Raw genomic sequence first — 15,817 nt, 5'->3', positions numbered from 1 at the left:
CGGGGGAGATCCGGACATGCACAGTCGTGTGAGGCGTCATCTGAAGCTGGTGGCGGTCGTGACCGCCGTGATGCTGGCCCTGTCGGGATTCAGCCTGGCCCGCAGCGGCGGAGGCAAGGGCGGCGGCAGCAGGAGCGGCGGCAGCGGTGGCGGCGGCTGCGGCAAGGACAGCTCCAGCAGCAGCTCCGGCTACCGGTACAACGGGACGAGCGGCGGCAGCAGTTCCTCCGGTTCGTCCGGTTCGTCCGGCTCCGGTTCCTCGCGCGACCGCGAGCCGGACGCCGAGATCGTCAGCTGCATCGCCGAGAGCGGGAAGACCGTGGTCAAGCTGACCTCCCGGGGCGAGACCGACAGCTACCTGGTCTCCGTCGACTTCCTCGACTCGGCCGGGGACGTCGTCGACACCGGTCTGGAGTACGTGCGGCTGAAGGCCGGCGAGACCAAGCGCGTCGAGGTGAAGCCGGAAGAACCGGCCCTGGCGTCCCGGGTGAGGGACTGCCGCCTCGGCGACGTGTACTGATCCGTTCCCGGCGGGCGGAACCGCCGGGCCCGTTTCCGCGTGGTTCCGGAATGCGGAGCGCCCCCCGGGGGCGCTCCGCGCCATCGAATGGCATGCACGCGACACTCGTATGCTCGTGCGCTCCACAGCACTTTCTTCTCACAGGGGGATGAAGCGTGAAGCTTCGCCATGTTCGAGTGGTCGCCGTCACCGCCGTCGTGCTGGTGGCCCTGACGGGGGCACGCAAGTCGGGCGGAGGCGGCTGCTCCGGAGACGGCCACGACAGCTCGTCGACGTCCACGTCCGGGGGGATCACCAGCGGAGGGTCCACCACCGGCGGAGGGTCCTCCGGCAGCGGCAGCAGCGGCGGCAGCAGCACCAGGAACAGCGCCGAGAACGACATCACCATCGAGGACTGCCAGGTGAGCGCTGCCGACCGGAAGGTGACCGCCCGGCTGCGGGTCGACAACTCCACCGGACTCTCCGACGCGATGTACAACATCACCGTCGAGTTCGAGGACGCCCGGGACCAGGACTGGGGCACCGCCTTCGTCACCGGCTTCCAGGTGCCGGCCGGGGGGACCGCCACCGCCGAGGCCACCGGGATCTACACCGGCACCGGGGACGGCTCCGAGGTCACCGAGTGCGAGGTCAGCAGGGCCTCCAAGTACTGACGCCGCCACGGGCCGGCCGTGCGGCCCCACAGCGAACCGGGGCGGAACCGTGTCGACGGTTCCGCCCCGGCCGGTACGCGGACGGCCCTGGCGAGGGAGCTTCCTCAGCCTCCGAGGGGCTGGGAGGGGGAAGGGCTGGAGATGTGGTTGTCGGCCAGCGCCGGCCCCGTGCCGACGCCGACCACGGCCACCGCCGCCAGGGCCAGAGTGGTCAGGACCTTCTTCGCGTAGTTCATGCCAACTCCTAGTCGTGAGCCGGGGGCAGGGATTCTCGGCCGCAGGGTGAAGGTAGCCGCTGCGCGCTCGTGTGTCTCCACACCTGTGCTCAAGTGTCGGGTAATCGTTCCGCCACACATGGCAGGGACCGGCCACGACGGCTCCCCCCTGTGCCGTCGGGACCGGTCCCGCGTACCCCCGTGATGTGTGGTCTGTTACGCGTTGCTCTCGGCCGCCTGGGTCTCCGGGGCGGTGGTCCCGCCCTCCGCAGGAGCCGGAGTCGCCGTAGCACCGCTGCCGGGAGCCGAGGCGTGGTTGTCGCGCTGCGGACCGTCGGTGACGGGCTTCTTGGTGGTCTCGCTCATTCGGCCAACTCCTTGGTGTGGTGGCGAGGGCGACTCTGCCCGAGCACGCCCGGCGGCTCCCCCGAGGGCCGCCGGACGTGCTCCTCCGGGCCGCTCAGACCCGTTGTGCAGGGCCGTGGGCCCGCCGACCCGCCTGCCCCCCGACGCGGCGGATCGACATGAACAAGCATGTCGGACGGCGATAAACGATCGATGAACGCCGAAGAGGCGGATGAGAGCGGCCCGTTTACGCGGCGACGGCCGGCGACAGGAGCTTCCGCACCTCGGCCGCCTCGGGGGACTTCAGGGACTCGAAGATGTCCAGGGCGTCCTGCCAGCAGGCACGGGCCCGGTCCGTCTGGCCCAGCGCGTCCAGCGCGCGCCCCAGGACCGTCAGCACGGTCCCGCGCCGCCACTCCCCGCCGATGCCGCGCAGCGCGAGGGCCTGCTCGGCGTGGGTGGCGGCCTGCGCGGGGCGACGGGCCGAGAGGTGGGCCTCGGCCATCCGCAGATGGGTCACGCCCTCCCACAGCGGTTGGCGGCTGCTGTGGAAGAGCGCGAGGGCCTGGTTGAGCTGGTCGAGTGCCTCGGCGGGGCGCCCGGCGCTGGTCAGGGCGAGTCCCAGCGCGTAACGGCCGTTGGCCAGACGCAGGTTGAGTCCCATGTCGGCGTAGATGGCCACACCCTGTTCGGCGAGCCGGATCGCACTGTCGGTCCGTCCCAGCGCCAGGTGGATGCGGGAGAGGTTGCACAGCGCGCTGGCCTCGCCGGTGCGGTTGCCGTCCGCGCGGAAGGCGTCGATGGCCTGGTTCAGGCAGACCTCGCCGTTCTCGTAGTTCCCCTGGTAGATGGCGGCGATACCGCGGTCGTTGGGCGCGTAGCAGCCGGCGACCGGATCGCCGGTGGCCCGGGCCAGCTCCATGGCGTGCCGCGCGTTGTCGTCGGCCTGGCCGAAACGGCCCGCCACCGTGTACGCGTGGGTGAGCATGATCCGGGCGCGGCCTTCGGCCCAGGCGTCCCCGGCGGCTCGCGCGGCCCTGCAGACGACGGTGGCGGACCGCTCGTAGCGCAGCGAGTGGATACCGGAGTCGGCCAGGTCCTTGGAGGCGATCAGCAGGTCCGCCGCACGGCGCAGCGTGGCACCGTGCGCCGCCTGCTCCACGCACGCCAGGAGGCAGTCGGCCTCGGAGAACAGCCAGTCCAGTGCGGTGGCACGGTCGTCGAAGACCAGGCCGGGGTGCTCGGTGGCCGCGAGGTGCTCGGCCGTGCGGTCGCCGGGGCGTTCCAGGGCGAACACCCCGGCCGCCGTGGCCAGGTAGAAGTCCAGCAGCCGGGACTGCGCCGCGGACCGGTCCGAGGACGGGTCCTCGTCCCGTTCGGCGCAGGCACGCGCGTAGAGCCGCACCAGGTCGTGGAAGCGGTAGCGTCCGGGGGCGGCCGACTCCAGCAGGGAGATGTCGACCAGGGACTCCAGCAGGTCCTCGGTCTCCCCCGGGGAGCGGTCCAGCAGGGCGGCGGCTGCGTGGACGGAGATGTCCGGGCCGTCGGCCAGCCCGAGCAGGCGGAAGGCGCGGGCCTGCTCGGGCTCCAGCTGGCTGTAGCCCAGTTCGAAGGTGGCCTTGACCGCCTGGTCCCCGGCCTGGAGCTCGTCCAGCCGGCGGCGTTCGTCGGCGAGCTTGCTCGCCAGCACCGACACCGTCCAGGTGCGGCGGGCGGCCAGCCGGGAGGCGGCGATGCGGATGGCCAGCGGCAGGAACCCGCAGGCCGCGACCACGTCCATGGCGGCCTCGCGCTCGGCCCGCACCCGCTCCTCGCCGACGATCCTGGTGAACAGCGTCATGGCCTCCTCGGGGCTCATGACGTCCAGGTCCACCAGGTGCGCTCCGGCCAGGTCCACCATCCGCACCCGGCTGGTGATCAGTGCCGCGCAGCCCTCGGTGCCCGGCAGCAGGGGGCGGATCTGGGCGGCGTCGCGGGCGTTGTCCAGCAGGGTCAGGATGCGGCGTCCGGCCAGCAGCGAGCGGTAGAGCGCGGCCCGTTCCTCCACGCCCTCGGGGATCGTGGAGTCCGGGGCGCCCAGGGCCCGCAGGAAGGAGCCGAGGACGGTCTCGGGTTCGGCCGGGGACGGCCCGGCGCCCTGGAGGTCGACGTAGAGCTGCCCGTCGGGGAACCGGTCGCGGGCGGCGTGGGCGACGTGGATGGCCAGGGTGGTCTTGCCCACCCCGCCGATGCCCGCCACCGCCGAGACCGCCATGATCCGGGTCTCCGCGGTGGCCAGCTGGTCGGCCAGCTCCGTCACGAAGGCGGTCCGGCCGGTGAAGTCCGGGACGGTGGCCGGGAGCTGGGCGGGACGTACGAAGGTGGCCCGGTCCTGGGACGCGGAGTCCCCGGTGGGACGGGCGAGCTCCTCGTCGGCCTGGAGGATGCGGCGCTGGAGCTCCGCCAGCTCCGGCCGGGGGTCCACTCCCAGCTCCTCGGCGAGCAGCCGCCGGGTGTCGGCGTAGACGGCGAGCGCCTCGGCCTGCCGTCCGCTGCGGTACAGCGCCAGCATCAGCAGCTCCCGCAGCCGCTCGCGCAGCGGGTGCTCGGCGGTCAGGGCGGTCAGCTCGCTGACCGCCTCGGCGTGGAAGCCCAGCAGCAGGTCGAGGTCGAGGCGGTGCTCCAGCAGGGACAGCCGCCACTCCTCCAGCCGGGTCCGCTGGTTCTCGGCGTACGGGCCGGGGACGGAGGCGAGCGTCTCGCCGTTCCAGCAGGCCAGCGCCTCGCCGTACAGCTCCCGCGCCCGGAGGGCGTCCCCGCCGGAGGCGGCCTTCTCCGCCTCGGAGGCCCGGGCGGTCGCGGTGTCCACGTCCAGTTCGGTGTCCGGCCCCAGCCGGATCGCATAGCCGCCGGACTCGCTGATCAGGGCTTCGGCCCCCAGCGCCTTGCGCAGCCGGGAGGCGTAGGTGCGCAGCGCGGCCAGGGCCCGCTGCGGCGGTTCCTCGCCCCACAGCGCGTCCACCAGCTCCTGCGCGGTCGCCGTCTGCCCGCCGCGCAGCAGCAGCGCGGCCAGCAGGGCGCGCTGCTGCGGGGAGCCGACGTTCACGGCCTTGCCGTCACGCCAGGCGCGTACGGGCCCCAGTACGGCGAATCGCAGCCGGTGGTGGCGGTTGTCCGGCTGCTGTCGCTCGCGTCCCGTGTGCCCCTCGCCGTCCATGGTGCCCCCTGCGAAGTGTGTCGACCCGCAGCGGTCAGTGTGCCTTGCCGAGGGTCGGTACGTCAGCCATGCCCTGGGCTCTCCCCACAGTCATTGCAAACCCGCGACAGAACCGATAGCCAACTGCCTCGACAGATGCCTTCATATCTGACGGATCGCCATATTGCTTCAATGGTAAGGAGATCGGCGTTCGCGGGTGCGCCGGACGGCGTGCGGCGCCGGCGGACGCCGGTCCCGTCCCGCCGTGCCGGACGCGGTCCCGTCACCGTCCCACACCGACGTGACGGGCGGGGAAAGGGCCGCGGACGATTCCGGTCCGCGCCGGCCGGATCCGCATGACGCCGGATCAGTCGCGGTCACCCTTCCGCTTCCTCAGCAGGAGGAACACCACGAGGGCGGCGAACAGCAGGACGGACCCGCCGATCACCACCGCGGCGATCCAGTTGCCGCCCTTCTTTTTCTTCTTCTTGGACTTCGCGACCTCCTTCGGCGGATAGGGGGAACCGGACGTTCCGGAGGTGTCCGTCGTCCCGGAGGTGCCGGTCGTCCCCGACGTGCTCGACCCGCCGGAAGTCCCCGACGCCCCCGACCCCCCCGAGGTCCTCTTCGCGCCGGAGGTCCCCGAGGTGCCGGACTTCATCGACCCGCCGCCGCCCCGGCCGCCTCCGCTCGAACCACCGGACCGCGCGGGAGCCACCGCGCGCACCTCGGCGTCCCCGGTGGCCGCGGTGGTCGTGGCGGGAGCGGCGGCCGCGGCATGGGCGGCGGGCGCGCCCACCAGCAGGGCGCCGAGCAGGGCGAGGACGGTGGCGGTGCGCATGTGTTCCCCCGGTGGACTGAGCGGTTGCGGGCGGCAGGACGGAAGAGCCCGGCCTACGGGGCCGGGAGCGGAAGTCCGGAAGCATAGACGAGGCCGGGGCCCCCGCGGATGCACCGGGCTGCCGTTGTCCTCGTCACCGTCCCGGCCGGTCACCGCACCGGGGCCGTCCGCGGAGGCGTCGGGAGCCCGGGACCGGGCGCCGTCTCCCGGCGCGTCCCGCGGTCCCGCTCACCACTGGTGGAACAGCTTGGAGACGAGCGCGCAGACGATCAGCAGTGCGACGACGATCACCAGGGCGTACGCGGCCGTCGCGCCGCCGGGCCACCGCACGCCGCCAGTACCGCCCGTGGAACTCGTGCCGCTCGTGGAACTCGTGCCGATGGTGGAGGTCGTGCCGGCGGTGCCGCCCATGCTGCTCATGCCGCTTGAGACGCCCATGCCGCCCATGCTGCTCATACCGCTCGAGACGCCGATGCCGCCGACGCTGCTGGCGGAGGTCGTGCCGCCCGAGGTCCGGGCGGGAACCATGGCACGCGTCCCGGAATCCCCTGCGGCCGCGGTGGTGCGGGCCGGCTCCGCGGCGTGCGCGCCGGCCGGGGACGCGGCGTGGGCGAGGGCGAGAGCGCCCGTCAGCAGGGCGGCGAACAGGGTGAGGACGGCGATGACGCGCACGGTTCCCTCCGGGGACGGCACGGGCAGAGGACGGCGAGCAGCGACCCCGGACCGCCGGCACCGCACGGGACACCCGGGAACGCCGGACACCGCTGCCGTCCTCCTGCCCGCTCCGCCCGGGCCGGTACACCCGGCCGCGGAGGGCGCGTGGCGCGAGAACGCCCGCACGGCCGCTCCGGAGCGCACCGGGGGGCGCTCGTATGCTCGGGACATGACTTCGAGCAGCACACCGTCGGCCCCCACCGCCAACGCCATGCGCCGCGCGCTCAGACGGGCCCGCGACGGTGTGGCGCTCGACACCGCCGAGGCCGCCGTACTGCTCCAGGCGCGCGGCGACGACCTCGCCGACCTGATGGCCTCCGCCGCCCGGGTGCGGGACGCCGGACTGGAGGCGGCGGGACGCCCGGGGGTGATCACCTACTCGCGCAAGGTCTTCATCCCGCTCACCCGCCTGTGCCGCGACCGCTGCCACTACTGCACGTTCGTCACCGTGCCGGGAAAGCTGCGCCGCGAGGGGCGGGACATGTACCTCTCCCCGGACGAGGTGCTCGACATCGCCCGCCGGGGCGCGGCGATGGGCTGCAAGGAGGCGCTGTTCACCCTCGGCGACCGGCCCGAGGAGCGCTGGCCCGAGGCCCGCGAGTGGCTGGACGCCCACGGCTACGACGACACCCTCGCCTACGTCCGCGCCATGGCGATCCGGGTGCTGGAGGAGACCGGCCTGCTCCCGCACCTCAACCCCGGTGTGCTGTCGTGGACGGACCTCCAGCGCCTGAAGCCGGTCGCGCCGTCGATGGGCATGATGCTGGAGACCACCGCCACCCGGCTGTGGTCCGAGCCGGGCGGCCCGCACCACGGCTCGCCCGACAAGGAGCCGGCGGTGCGGCTGCGGGTGCTGGAGGACGCGGGGCGCTCCTCCGTCCCGTTCACCACCGGCATCCTCATCGGCATCGGGGAGACGTACACCGAGCGCGCGGAGTCGCTGTTCGCGATCCGCCGCGTCCAGCGGGCGTACCGCGGCATCCAGGAAGTCATCGTGCAGAACTTCCGCGCCAAGCCCGGCACGGCCATGCGCGGCATGCCCGACGCCGAACTGGAGGAACTGGCCGCCGCCGTCGCCGTCGCCCGGCACGTCCTCGGTCCCGCCGCCCGCATCCAGGCCCCGCCGAACCTGGTGGACTCCGAGTACGCGCTGATGATCGGCGCGGGGATCGACGACTGGGGCGGGGTCTCCCCGCTCACCCCCGACCACGTCAACCCCGAGCGGCCCTGGCCGCAGATCGACGACCTCGCCGAGCGCACCCGCGCCGCCGGCTTCGAGCTCCGCGAACGCCTCACCGTCTACCCGGAGTTCGTCCGGCGCGGCGAGCCCTGGCTCGACCCCCGGCTGCTGCCGCACGTGACGGCCCTGGCCGATCCGGCCACCGGCCTGGCCCGCGAGGACGCCGTCGTCACCGGACGCCCCTGGCAGGAGCCCGAGGAGGTCTTCACCGCCGCCGGCCGCACCGACCTGCACCGCGCCGTCGACACCGAGGGCCGCACCGGCGACCGCCGCGGGGACTTCGACGAGGTGTACGGCGACTGGGAGGCGCTGCGCGAGAGCGCCGCCTCCGAAGCCTCTGCGTCCGGCCCGTCCGGCGGCGGGCCGGGAGGGAGCATCGAGGCCGACGTGCGCGCCGCGCTCGCCACCGCCGCCGACGACCCCACCCGCCTCACCGACGACCAGGCCCTGGCCCTGCTGCACGCCGACGGCCCGGCCCTGGACGCGCTGTGCCGGATCGCGGACGACGTGCGGCGCGACACCGTCGGCGACGACGTGACGTACATCGTCACCCGCAACATCAACTTCACCAACGTCTGCTACACCGGCTGCCGCTTCTGCGCCTTCGCGCAGCGCCGCACCGACGCCGACGCCTACACCCTCTCCCTGGAGCAGGTCGCCGACCGCGCGCAGCAGGCGTGGGACGTCGGCGCGGTCGAGGTGTGCATGCAGGGCGGCATCCATCCGGACCTGCCCGGCACCGCCTACTTCGACATCGCCAGGGCGGTGAAGGACCGCGTGCCGGGCATGCACGTCCACGCCTTCTCCCCGATGGAGGTCGTCAACGGCGCGACCCGCACCGGCATGTCGATCCGCGACTGGCTGACGGCCGCCCGGGAGGCCGGACTCGACACCATCCCGGGGACGGCCGCGGAGATCCTGGACGACGAGGTGCGCTGGGTCCTCACCAAGGGGAAGCTGCCCACCGCCACCTGGGTCGAGGTGGTCACCACCGCGCACGAACTGGGCATCCGCTCCTCCTCCACGATGATGTACGGGCACGTGGACCAGCCGCGGCACTGGCTCGGCCACCTGCGGCTGCTGGCCCGCATCCAGCAGGAGACGGGCGGGTTCACGGAGTTCGTCACGCTGCCGTTCGTCCACACCAACGCCCCGGTCTACCTCGCGGGCATCGCCCGTCCGGGGCCCACGATGCGCGACAACCGCGCGGTGACCGCGATGGCCCGCCTCCTGCTGCACCCGCACATCCCCAACATCCAGACGAGCTGGGTGAAGCTGGGCACCGAGGGCGCCGCCGAGATGCTCCGCTCCGGAGCCAACGACCTGGGCGGCACGCTGATGGAGGAGACCATCTCCCGCATGGCGGGCTCCTCCTACGGCTCCTACCGCTCGGTGCGGGACCTCGTGGCCATCGCCGAGGCCGCCGGCCGTCCGGCCCGCCCCCGCACCACCACCTACGGGGAGGTGCCCGAGGAGCGGGTGCGGGCCGCCCTGGCCTCCGACGGCCACCTCCCCGAGCTGCTGCCGGTGCTCGACGACTGAGAGCGGCCGGGGTGCGGCCGGTCCTCCGCCCGCACCCCGGCCTCCGGGTGACGGCCCGGTGTCCTGGCGGTGTCCGTCCGGCACCCGGCCGGTTTCCGCCCGTCGCCGGCCGGCGACGGTCCACTACAGTGCGGACCGAGGCGGGAAGAGCACCGGACGGACGGAGGGGACGGCACGGTGACCGCGACATCGGGCGCCGGCATATGGGGCCGCGCCGAACAGCAGGACTTCCGCAGCCGCGTGCGAGGCTGCCTGCTCGGCGGCGCCATCGGCGACGCGCTCGGCGCGGGCATCGAGTTCGACTCCCTCGAAACCATCCGCGCCGCCCACGGCCCCCAGGGCGTGACCGACTACGTGCCGGCCTACGGGCGGCGCGGAGCCGTCACCGACGACACCCAGATGACCCTGTTCACCGTCGACGGGCTCATCCGCGCCCACGTGCGGCGCGACACCGGAGCCTGGCACCCGCCGACCGACGTGCACGCCGCCTACCGCCGCTGGGCCGCCACCCAGCGGGACTGGGGCCCGGACGAGCGCAGGAAGGAGGACGGCTGGCTGGCCCGCCAGGAGTGGCTGTACTCGCGGCGCGCCCCCGGCCGTGCCTGCCTGACCGGACTCGCCGACGACCGGATGGGCACCCTGGAGGCGCCGAAGAACCCCGACTCCAAGGGCTGCGGCACCGTCATGCGCTCCGCCCCCTTCGGGCTGCTCGTCGGCTGGGAGCCGCAGCTCGTCTTCCAGCTCGCCGTCGAGTGCGCCGTCCAGACCCACGGCCACCCCACCGGCTACCTGGCGGCCGGCGCCTTCGCCCTCATCGTCCACGCCGTCACCCGCGGCGAGAGCCTGGACGCCGCCGTACGGCGCTCCTTGGAGCACCTGGCGGCCCATCCCGGGCACGAGGAGACCACCGAGGCCCTCGAACAGGCCCTGGCCGCCGTACGCCAGGGGCTGCCGACCGCGGAGCGCGTGCAGTCGCTGGGGGAGGGCTGGACGGCCGAGGAGGCCCTGGCCATCGGGGTGTACTGCGCGCTGGTCGCCGAGGACGTGCGGCACGGCCTGCTGCTCGCCGTGAACCACGGCGGCGACTCCGACTCCACCGGTTCGGTCTGCGGCAACCTCCTGGGAGTCCTCCACGGGGAGACGGCCCTGCCGGCCGACTGGGTCGCCGAACTGGAGGGCCGCGCCACGATCCTGGAGCTGGCCGACGACTTCGCCATGGAGATGACCCAGGGGCCCGCCCTCCACACCCCGGCCACCCCGAGCGGCTCGCCGGGCTGGCTGACCCGCTACCCGCGGGCCTGAGCGGCCGGGCCCGGCCGCCCCGGAAGCGGGACGGCGCGGGCCCGGAACGTGCCGAGCCCCCTCGGCCGGGACGGCGGACCAGACGAGAGGGCTTCGGTCGGCGGTGTGCCGTGACGCGGGGCGGTGCGGCGCCGTACGGGTCGGAGCGCCCGTGCGCCACCGTGCCGCGTCGGCGCGGTCGCCTCAGCCGCGGATGAGGGCGTCCCGGCCGACGGCGTCCACGAAAGCGGTCCACGAGCGCGGGACGAAGGCCAGCGACGGCCCCTGCGGGACCTTGGAGTCGCGTACGGCGACCGCCTGCGGCTCCGGGGACTTCACCTCCACGCACGCGCCGTTGCCGGTGGAGTAGCTGGACTTGGTCCAGTCGTCGGTCATGCCCTGTCGGATGGCCATGTCTGCTCCGGTTCCTTCCAGAGGGTGGACAGTGCGAAAAGCGCCGGGCCGACCCGGCACGCGGCCGACGGTACCCCCCGGCTCGGCCCTCCAAAGCCACTGTTCACCCGACCGAATGGCATATTCCGGAACACCCTTCACACCGGCCCGACCAGGGTGTAGCTTGCTGCGTCGTCCCCCGGCACGAGGCGCGCGTCCGGCCCTTCGCGCGGCGCCCGCACCGCACGACCGGACGGGACGACAGGGCCAGGCGACCGCACCGCACGACCGGACCAGGCGGCCGGCCGGGACGCCGCCTGCGCGCGCCGTCAGCCCTGGGTGTACTCCTTGGCGATCCGCTCGACGAACTCCCGCGTCTGCTCGGGGTTGAGGGCCTGCGCCCGCAGGTGCTCGTACATCACGCTGTACTTCTGCACGTCGCCGGCCTTCTCCAGGTAGAGGTCGCTGGTAACGCCCTCCAGGTAGACCACCGTCGAGTCCGTGGCGTCCGGGAACTCCAGGATCGCGTACTGGCCGTTGACGCCCGGGTGCGCTCCCATCGAGAAGGGCAGCACCTGCACCGTCACGTGGGGGAGCCGGGAGAACTCGATGAGCTGCTCCAGCTGTTCCCGCATGATCTGCTTCCCGCCGATCAGCCTGCGGAGCGCCGCCTCGTCGATCACCGCCCACAGCCGCAGCGGGTTCTTCGTGTCACGGATGCGCTCCTGCCTGCGCATCCGCACCTTCACGCGCTTCTCGATGTCCGCCGCGGACGCCTCGGGCAGCGCGCCCGTGACGACGGCCTCCGCGTACGCCTGGGTCTGCAGCAGGCCGGGCAGGACCTGCGGCTCGTACACGCGCAGGGACGCCGCGTCCGTCTCCAGGCCGATGTACACGCTGTACGGGATGTCGCCGAACGCGTGCCACCAGCCCTGCTGTCTCGACTCCTTGGCCATCTGCATCAGGGAGTCGACTATGCGCTGGTCCTCGACCTCGTACACCCTGCACAGGTCGCGGACGTCACGCTGGCTGATGCTGCGACGGCCGTTCTCCAGCCTGCTGATCTTGGACTGGGACACCAGCAGACGCTCGGCGACCTCTTCGGCCGTCATGCCCCTCTGCTCGCGGAGCCGGCGCAGCTCCTGCCCCAGCCGACGCCTTCTGACGGTGGGATTGACGTTGGACGCCACGGCGCGCACACCTCCGCTTACGGCCGATTGCCACTCTTCACCAAGCAGGTTGCCACCAACAGCGGTCCCTCCGCTGGGAAACGGGCACAGAGGGTGCGCATGCGCACGCGCGGGGTGGCGAAACCGTTCTCCTTCCGGGGAACGGACGCCACCCCGCGCTTCGCGGCTCCCGGACCGGGTCCGGCCGGACCGTGAAACCCGTGCGGTGCGCGGACGTCAGCGGGCGCCCGCGCGGGCCATGCCGCTCCTCCGCGCCTGCCCGGGCAGCGGCTGCGGCGCGGACGACCGCGCCGCCGGCCGGGCGACCGCGCCGCCCCGGGCCGGGGCGGCGCGCCGCGGCTGGGCCGCCACGCCGTTCTGCACGTCCATCACGGCGTGCGCGACGAGACCGCCCATCGGGTCGTGCCTGATCAGGTCCCGCAGCCTGGAGCGGGAGGACCGCCCCTCGTTGCCGGGATAGAGGTGCTTGCCGAGGCCGATCGCGTGGGCCAGGGCGGCGAGCGCGGCGGTCCGCGGGTCCGGGGGAACACCGGTGCGGATCGCGTTGTCCAGCCGGGCCCTGATCTCCCGGCTGACCGCCGTGTCCGTCGCCTGGTAGCGAGTCGTCGGCAACACCCCGCACATCTGGCCCGATACGGCATGCACCATGCCGCAGCGCTCCAGGTGTGTGAGATAGGTTTGGCGGAGACCCAGCCTGGGCCCGCCGATCCAGTGGACCGCGCGCACGGGGCTGCCGCGCCTGCGCAGCAACTCCAGTGCGGAGTCCAGTGTCGGATCTCCGGTCGGCCGTGGCAGTACCACGGCTATGCGATCCCCGTCAGGGGCTATCCGTCCTGCGAGAGCCAGCTCCACGAGCTGGGCCCCGGCCAGGCCGAGGTCAAGCGACTGCGGCTGCGCCGTGGTACCCGTGGCCGGGTCCAGGGCCAGCAGCAGAAGCTCCTCCGGAAGTGTTCTGCGGCTCCTGCCCATCCATGCCTCCCCGCGTGGATGCATGACAGGGTGACCCCTCTCACAGAGGTCTGTCGAGAGTGCCTGAGGGCTTTGTCATGGAACCGGTAGGTATGTCGTTACCGTCTGGCAATTTAGCGGGCCCTCAGAGCCCTGAAACAGGGCCGGAGTACCGGGCCCGGACAGGCGTTCAGGACACTGTTTACTGATATGACGAGTGGCGGACACAAGCGGGAGGTATCGGTGGCGGGCAAGTCCCCCGACAGGTCGGAACAGCAGATGTCGTCGGGGGAGACGACGGGGAAGGCGGAAACGGTTCCCGAGCGGGCCCGCGACCCCCGTGTGGCGTTGCAGGAGCCGCCCCGGGACGCGGAGGCGGCCGGCGGGAGCGGAAAGCCGTCCCCCGACGGGGGCGCTCCGGAGGAGGCCGCCGAGGAGGCTTCCGGAGAGCCGGAGAAGGCGGACGGGAGAGCCGGCGCCGAGGCCGGGGACGGGAGCCGCGCGGACGAGGCCCCCGGGGAGCAGGACGCGGACGAGACGGCCGGTGCGGACGACTCGGATGACTCGGACGAGGTGGAGGAGGGCGCCGGCGGTGCTTCCGGGACGGAGGCGCCCGCGGACGACGTGACCGAGGCCGGGAAGCCGGACGCCGGGAAGCCGGGGACCGGGGACGAGCAGGAGAAGGCCGAGCCCGGGCCGGAGCGTCCGGTCGACCGGACGACGGCGTTCCTCCGGGTGCCCGAGGGCGAGGCCGAGCGGGCCGCGAAGGCCCCGGAGGACGGGGAAGGCCCGGAGGGCCCGGAGGACACGGAGCCCGCCGAGGACGCCCGGGACACCGAGGACGCCCGGGACGGGGGCGGCAAGGACGAGAAGCCCGAGCCCGCCACCGAGCCGGAGCCCGAAGCCGAGTCCAAGTCCGAAGCCGAGTCCGGGCCGCAGCGTCCGGTCGATCAGACGACGGCGATCTTCCGCGTGCCCAGAAGCAGGAAGGAAGACGCCGAGTCCGGCGATGCCGGGAAGGCCGGGAAGGACAAGCCCGGGGCCGGGGAGGCGGAGGACGGCGAACCGGTCGACCAGCCCACCGCGATGTTCCGGGCCGTCCGTCCCGCGCCCGCCGCCGAACCCTCCGACGAGGCCGCGGGGACCGGCGAGGCGGAGGCCGACAGGACCGGCGAGACGAAGACCGGCGGGGTGAAGGCCGACAGGACCGCCGAAGCCGACGAGGACGCCAAGAGCGGCGGGACCGCCAAGGCCGCCGCAGCCGGCGCGTCCGCCGTGTCGTCCGAGGAGGACGCGGCCGGCAAGGAGGACGGGGCCGGGAAGCCCGGGGAGGCCGCCGCGGAGCGGACCAGCCGCTTCGTGCCGCTGAGGTCCCCCGACGCTCCCGGCGCCCCCGGCGCGTCCGAGCGGCAGCCGGTGTCCGACCTGCCGGAGACCGAGCGGACGAAGCAGCAGCCGCTGCCGCCGCACATGCCGCTGGAGCTGCTGGCGGAGCTGACGAACAAGCCCGCTCCGCCGCCCACCCCGCTGCGCGTCGCCCTGCGGCGGATCAAGATCTGGTCGCCGCTCGTCGTGCTGCTGGCGATCATCCTCTCCATCGTCCAGCTCGTGCGTCCGCTGCCCGAGCCGGAGCTGGTGCTCACCGTCCCGGCCACGCACTCCTTCGAGGGGGACAAGCCCTCCCTGGCCTGGCCGCCGGAGGGGCAGGCCGTCGTGGAGGTCGAGGGGCTGGGTTCCCTCGGCTCCTACGGGGAGCAGAAGCCGGTGCCGATAGCGAGCGTGGCGAAGACGATGACCGCCTACATCGTCCTGCGCGACCACCCGCTGAAGAAGGGCGAGGAGGGCCCCCGGATACCCGTCGACCGGCAGGCCGAGGAGGACGCGGGCCTCAGCTCCGAGGGCGAGTCGACCGTGGAGGTGAAGGAGGGCGAGAAGATCACCCTCCGCGAGGCGCTCAACGCCCTGATGATCGCGTCCGCGAACAACGTGGCGCGACTGCTCGCCCGCTGGGACGCGGGTTCCGAGAAGGCGTTCGTGAAGAAGATGAACGACACCGCCAAGGAACTCGGGATGACCGACACCACCTACACCGACGCCAGCGGGCTGCGGGAGGACACCGTCAGCACGGCCGCCGACCAGGTGAAGCTGGGCAAGAAGGTGATGGACTTCGAGGTGTTCCGGGAGGTCGTCAAGCTGCCCAAGTACATCGACCGCAACGGCACCGAGCACCGCAACTGGAACGGTCTCGTCCCGTTCAACGGCGCCGTCGGCATCAAGACCGGCACCACCACCGCCGCCGGAGGCAACCTCCTCTTCGCGGCCGAGAAGGAGATCGGCGGCACCACGCAGCTGATCGTCGGTGCCGTCTTCGGGCAGCACAAGCCGTCGATCATCGACACGGTCATCGCCGAGACCCGGGAGCTGATGATCTCCGCCCAGGAGGTCCTGGAGTCGGAGAAGATCATCAAGAAGGGCGACGTGGTGGGCTACGTGGACGACGGCCTCGGCGGCCGGACCCCTCTGGTCGCCACCGAGGACGTCACGGCGATCGGCTGGCCCGGCGTGGAGACCGAGCTGGCCCTGACCGACGGCGGCAAGGGCGTCCCGCACGAGGCCGCGGCCGGCGAGACCGTGGGCACGCTGACCGTGGGCAGCGGTCCGGGCCAGGTGAAGGTGCCGGTGGCGGTCCAGGAGGAGCTGACCGAGCCGGGCGTGGGGGCGAAGCTCACCCGCGTCCTGTGATCACCCGGTACGGCGGCC

Annotated in this window: 13 protein-coding genes; 5 read left to right on the top strand and 8 right to left on the bottom strand. The window is 73.3% G+C overall.

What is annotated here, in order from left to right:
• Nucleotides 1-16: 16 nt before the first annotated feature.
• A complete protein-coding gene (locus ABD358_RS02865; protein ID WP_344629193.1) occupies nucleotides 17-520 on the top strand; it encodes a hypothetical protein in 504 nt (167 codons plus the stop codon).
• A 155-nt stretch (nucleotides 521-675) separates the two neighbouring features.
• Nucleotides 676-1,173, top strand: a complete 498-nt coding sequence (locus tag ABD358_RS02860) for a hypothetical protein (protein ID WP_344629192.1) — start codon at nucleotides 676-678, stop codon at nucleotides 1,171-1,173.
• Between the two features lie 104 nt (nucleotides 1,174-1,277).
• On the opposite strand, the gene ABD358_RS02855 is transcribed toward ABD358_RS02860, so the two are convergent.
• The 5 genes from ABD358_RS02855 to ABD358_RS02835 all read right to left on the bottom strand — a co-directional run bounded on the left by ABD358_RS02855 (nucleotide 1,278) and on the right by ABD358_RS02835 (nucleotide 6,421).
• Complete coding sequence (locus ABD358_RS02855; RefSeq protein WP_344629191.1) at nucleotides 1,278-1,409, bottom strand: hypothetical protein; 132 nt, start codon at nucleotides 1,407-1,409, stop codon at nucleotides 1,278-1,280.
• Between the two features lie 195 nt (nucleotides 1,410-1,604).
• The gene (locus tag ABD358_RS02850; protein WP_344629190.1) at nucleotides 1,605-1,754 is read right to left on the bottom strand and encodes a hypothetical protein; all 150 of its coding nucleotides are present in this window, start codon (nucleotides 1,752-1,754) and stop codon (nucleotides 1,605-1,607) included.
• A 226-nt stretch (nucleotides 1,755-1,980) separates the two neighbouring features.
• Nucleotides 1,981-4,929: an SARP-family global regulator AfsR gene (gene afsR / locus ABD358_RS02845; RefSeq protein WP_344629189.1), complete on the bottom strand. Its 2,949-nt coding sequence runs from the start codon at nucleotides 4,927-4,929 to the stop codon at nucleotides 1,981-1,983.
• Nucleotides 4,930-5,275: 346 nt separating this feature from the next.
• Nucleotides 5,276-5,749: a hypothetical protein gene (locus tag ABD358_RS02840; RefSeq protein WP_344629188.1), complete on the bottom strand. Its 474-nt coding sequence runs from the start codon at nucleotides 5,747-5,749 to the stop codon at nucleotides 5,276-5,278.
• A 228-nt stretch (nucleotides 5,750-5,977) separates the two neighbouring features.
• Complete coding sequence (locus ABD358_RS02835) at nucleotides 5,978-6,421, bottom strand: hypothetical protein (RefSeq protein WP_344629187.1); 444 nt, start codon at nucleotides 6,419-6,421, stop codon at nucleotides 5,978-5,980.
• A gap of 211 nt (nucleotides 6,422-6,632) precedes the next feature.
• On the opposite strand from ABD358_RS02835, the gene ABD358_RS02830 reads away from it, so the two are divergent.
• Complete coding sequence (locus tag ABD358_RS02830) at nucleotides 6,633-9,245, top strand: bifunctional FO biosynthesis protein CofGH (RefSeq protein ID WP_344629186.1); 2,613 nt, start codon at nucleotides 6,633-6,635, stop codon at nucleotides 9,243-9,245.
• Nucleotides 9,246-9,422: 177 nt separating this feature from the next.
• On the top strand, nucleotides 9,423-10,547 hold the full coding sequence (locus tag ABD358_RS02825) for an ADP-ribosylglycohydrolase family protein (RefSeq protein WP_344629185.1): 1,125 nt from the start codon (nucleotides 9,423-9,425) through the stop codon (nucleotides 10,545-10,547).
• 183 nt (nucleotides 10,548-10,730) lie between these two features.
• On the opposite strand, the gene ABD358_RS02820 is transcribed toward ABD358_RS02825, so the two are convergent.
• From ABD358_RS02820 to ABD358_RS02810, 3 genes are all read right to left on the bottom strand, one after another.
• Nucleotides 10,731-10,940: a DUF397 domain-containing protein gene (locus ABD358_RS02820; RefSeq protein ID WP_344629184.1), complete on the bottom strand. Its 210-nt coding sequence runs from the start codon at nucleotides 10,938-10,940 to the stop codon at nucleotides 10,731-10,733.
• Nucleotides 10,941-11,248: 308 nt separating this feature from the next.
• On the bottom strand, nucleotides 11,249-12,109 hold the full coding sequence (locus tag ABD358_RS02815) for a helix-turn-helix domain-containing protein (protein WP_344629183.1): 861 nt from the start codon (nucleotides 12,107-12,109) through the stop codon (nucleotides 11,249-11,251).
• Nucleotides 12,110-12,325: 216 nt separating this feature from the next.
• The gene (locus ABD358_RS02810; RefSeq protein ID WP_344629182.1) at nucleotides 12,326-13,078 is read right to left on the bottom strand and encodes a GOLPH3/VPS74 family protein; all 753 of its coding nucleotides are present in this window, start codon (nucleotides 13,076-13,078) and stop codon (nucleotides 12,326-12,328) included.
• 189 nt (nucleotides 13,079-13,267) lie between these two features.
• Here ABD358_RS02810 and ABD358_RS02805 point away from each other — a divergent pair, with 189 nt between their 5' ends.
• Nucleotides 13,268-15,799, top strand: a complete 2,532-nt coding sequence (locus tag ABD358_RS02805) for a serine hydrolase (protein WP_344629181.1) — start codon at nucleotides 13,268-13,270, stop codon at nucleotides 15,797-15,799.
• Nucleotides 15,800-15,817: the final 18 nt, after the last annotated feature.

Source organism: Streptomyces glaucosporus, assembly GCF_039533345.1.
Taxonomy (GTDB): Bacteria; Actinomycetota; Actinomycetes; order Streptomycetales; family Streptomycetaceae; genus Streptomyces; species Streptomyces glaucosporus.
This window is presented reverse-complemented; position numbering and strand designations above follow the sequence as displayed.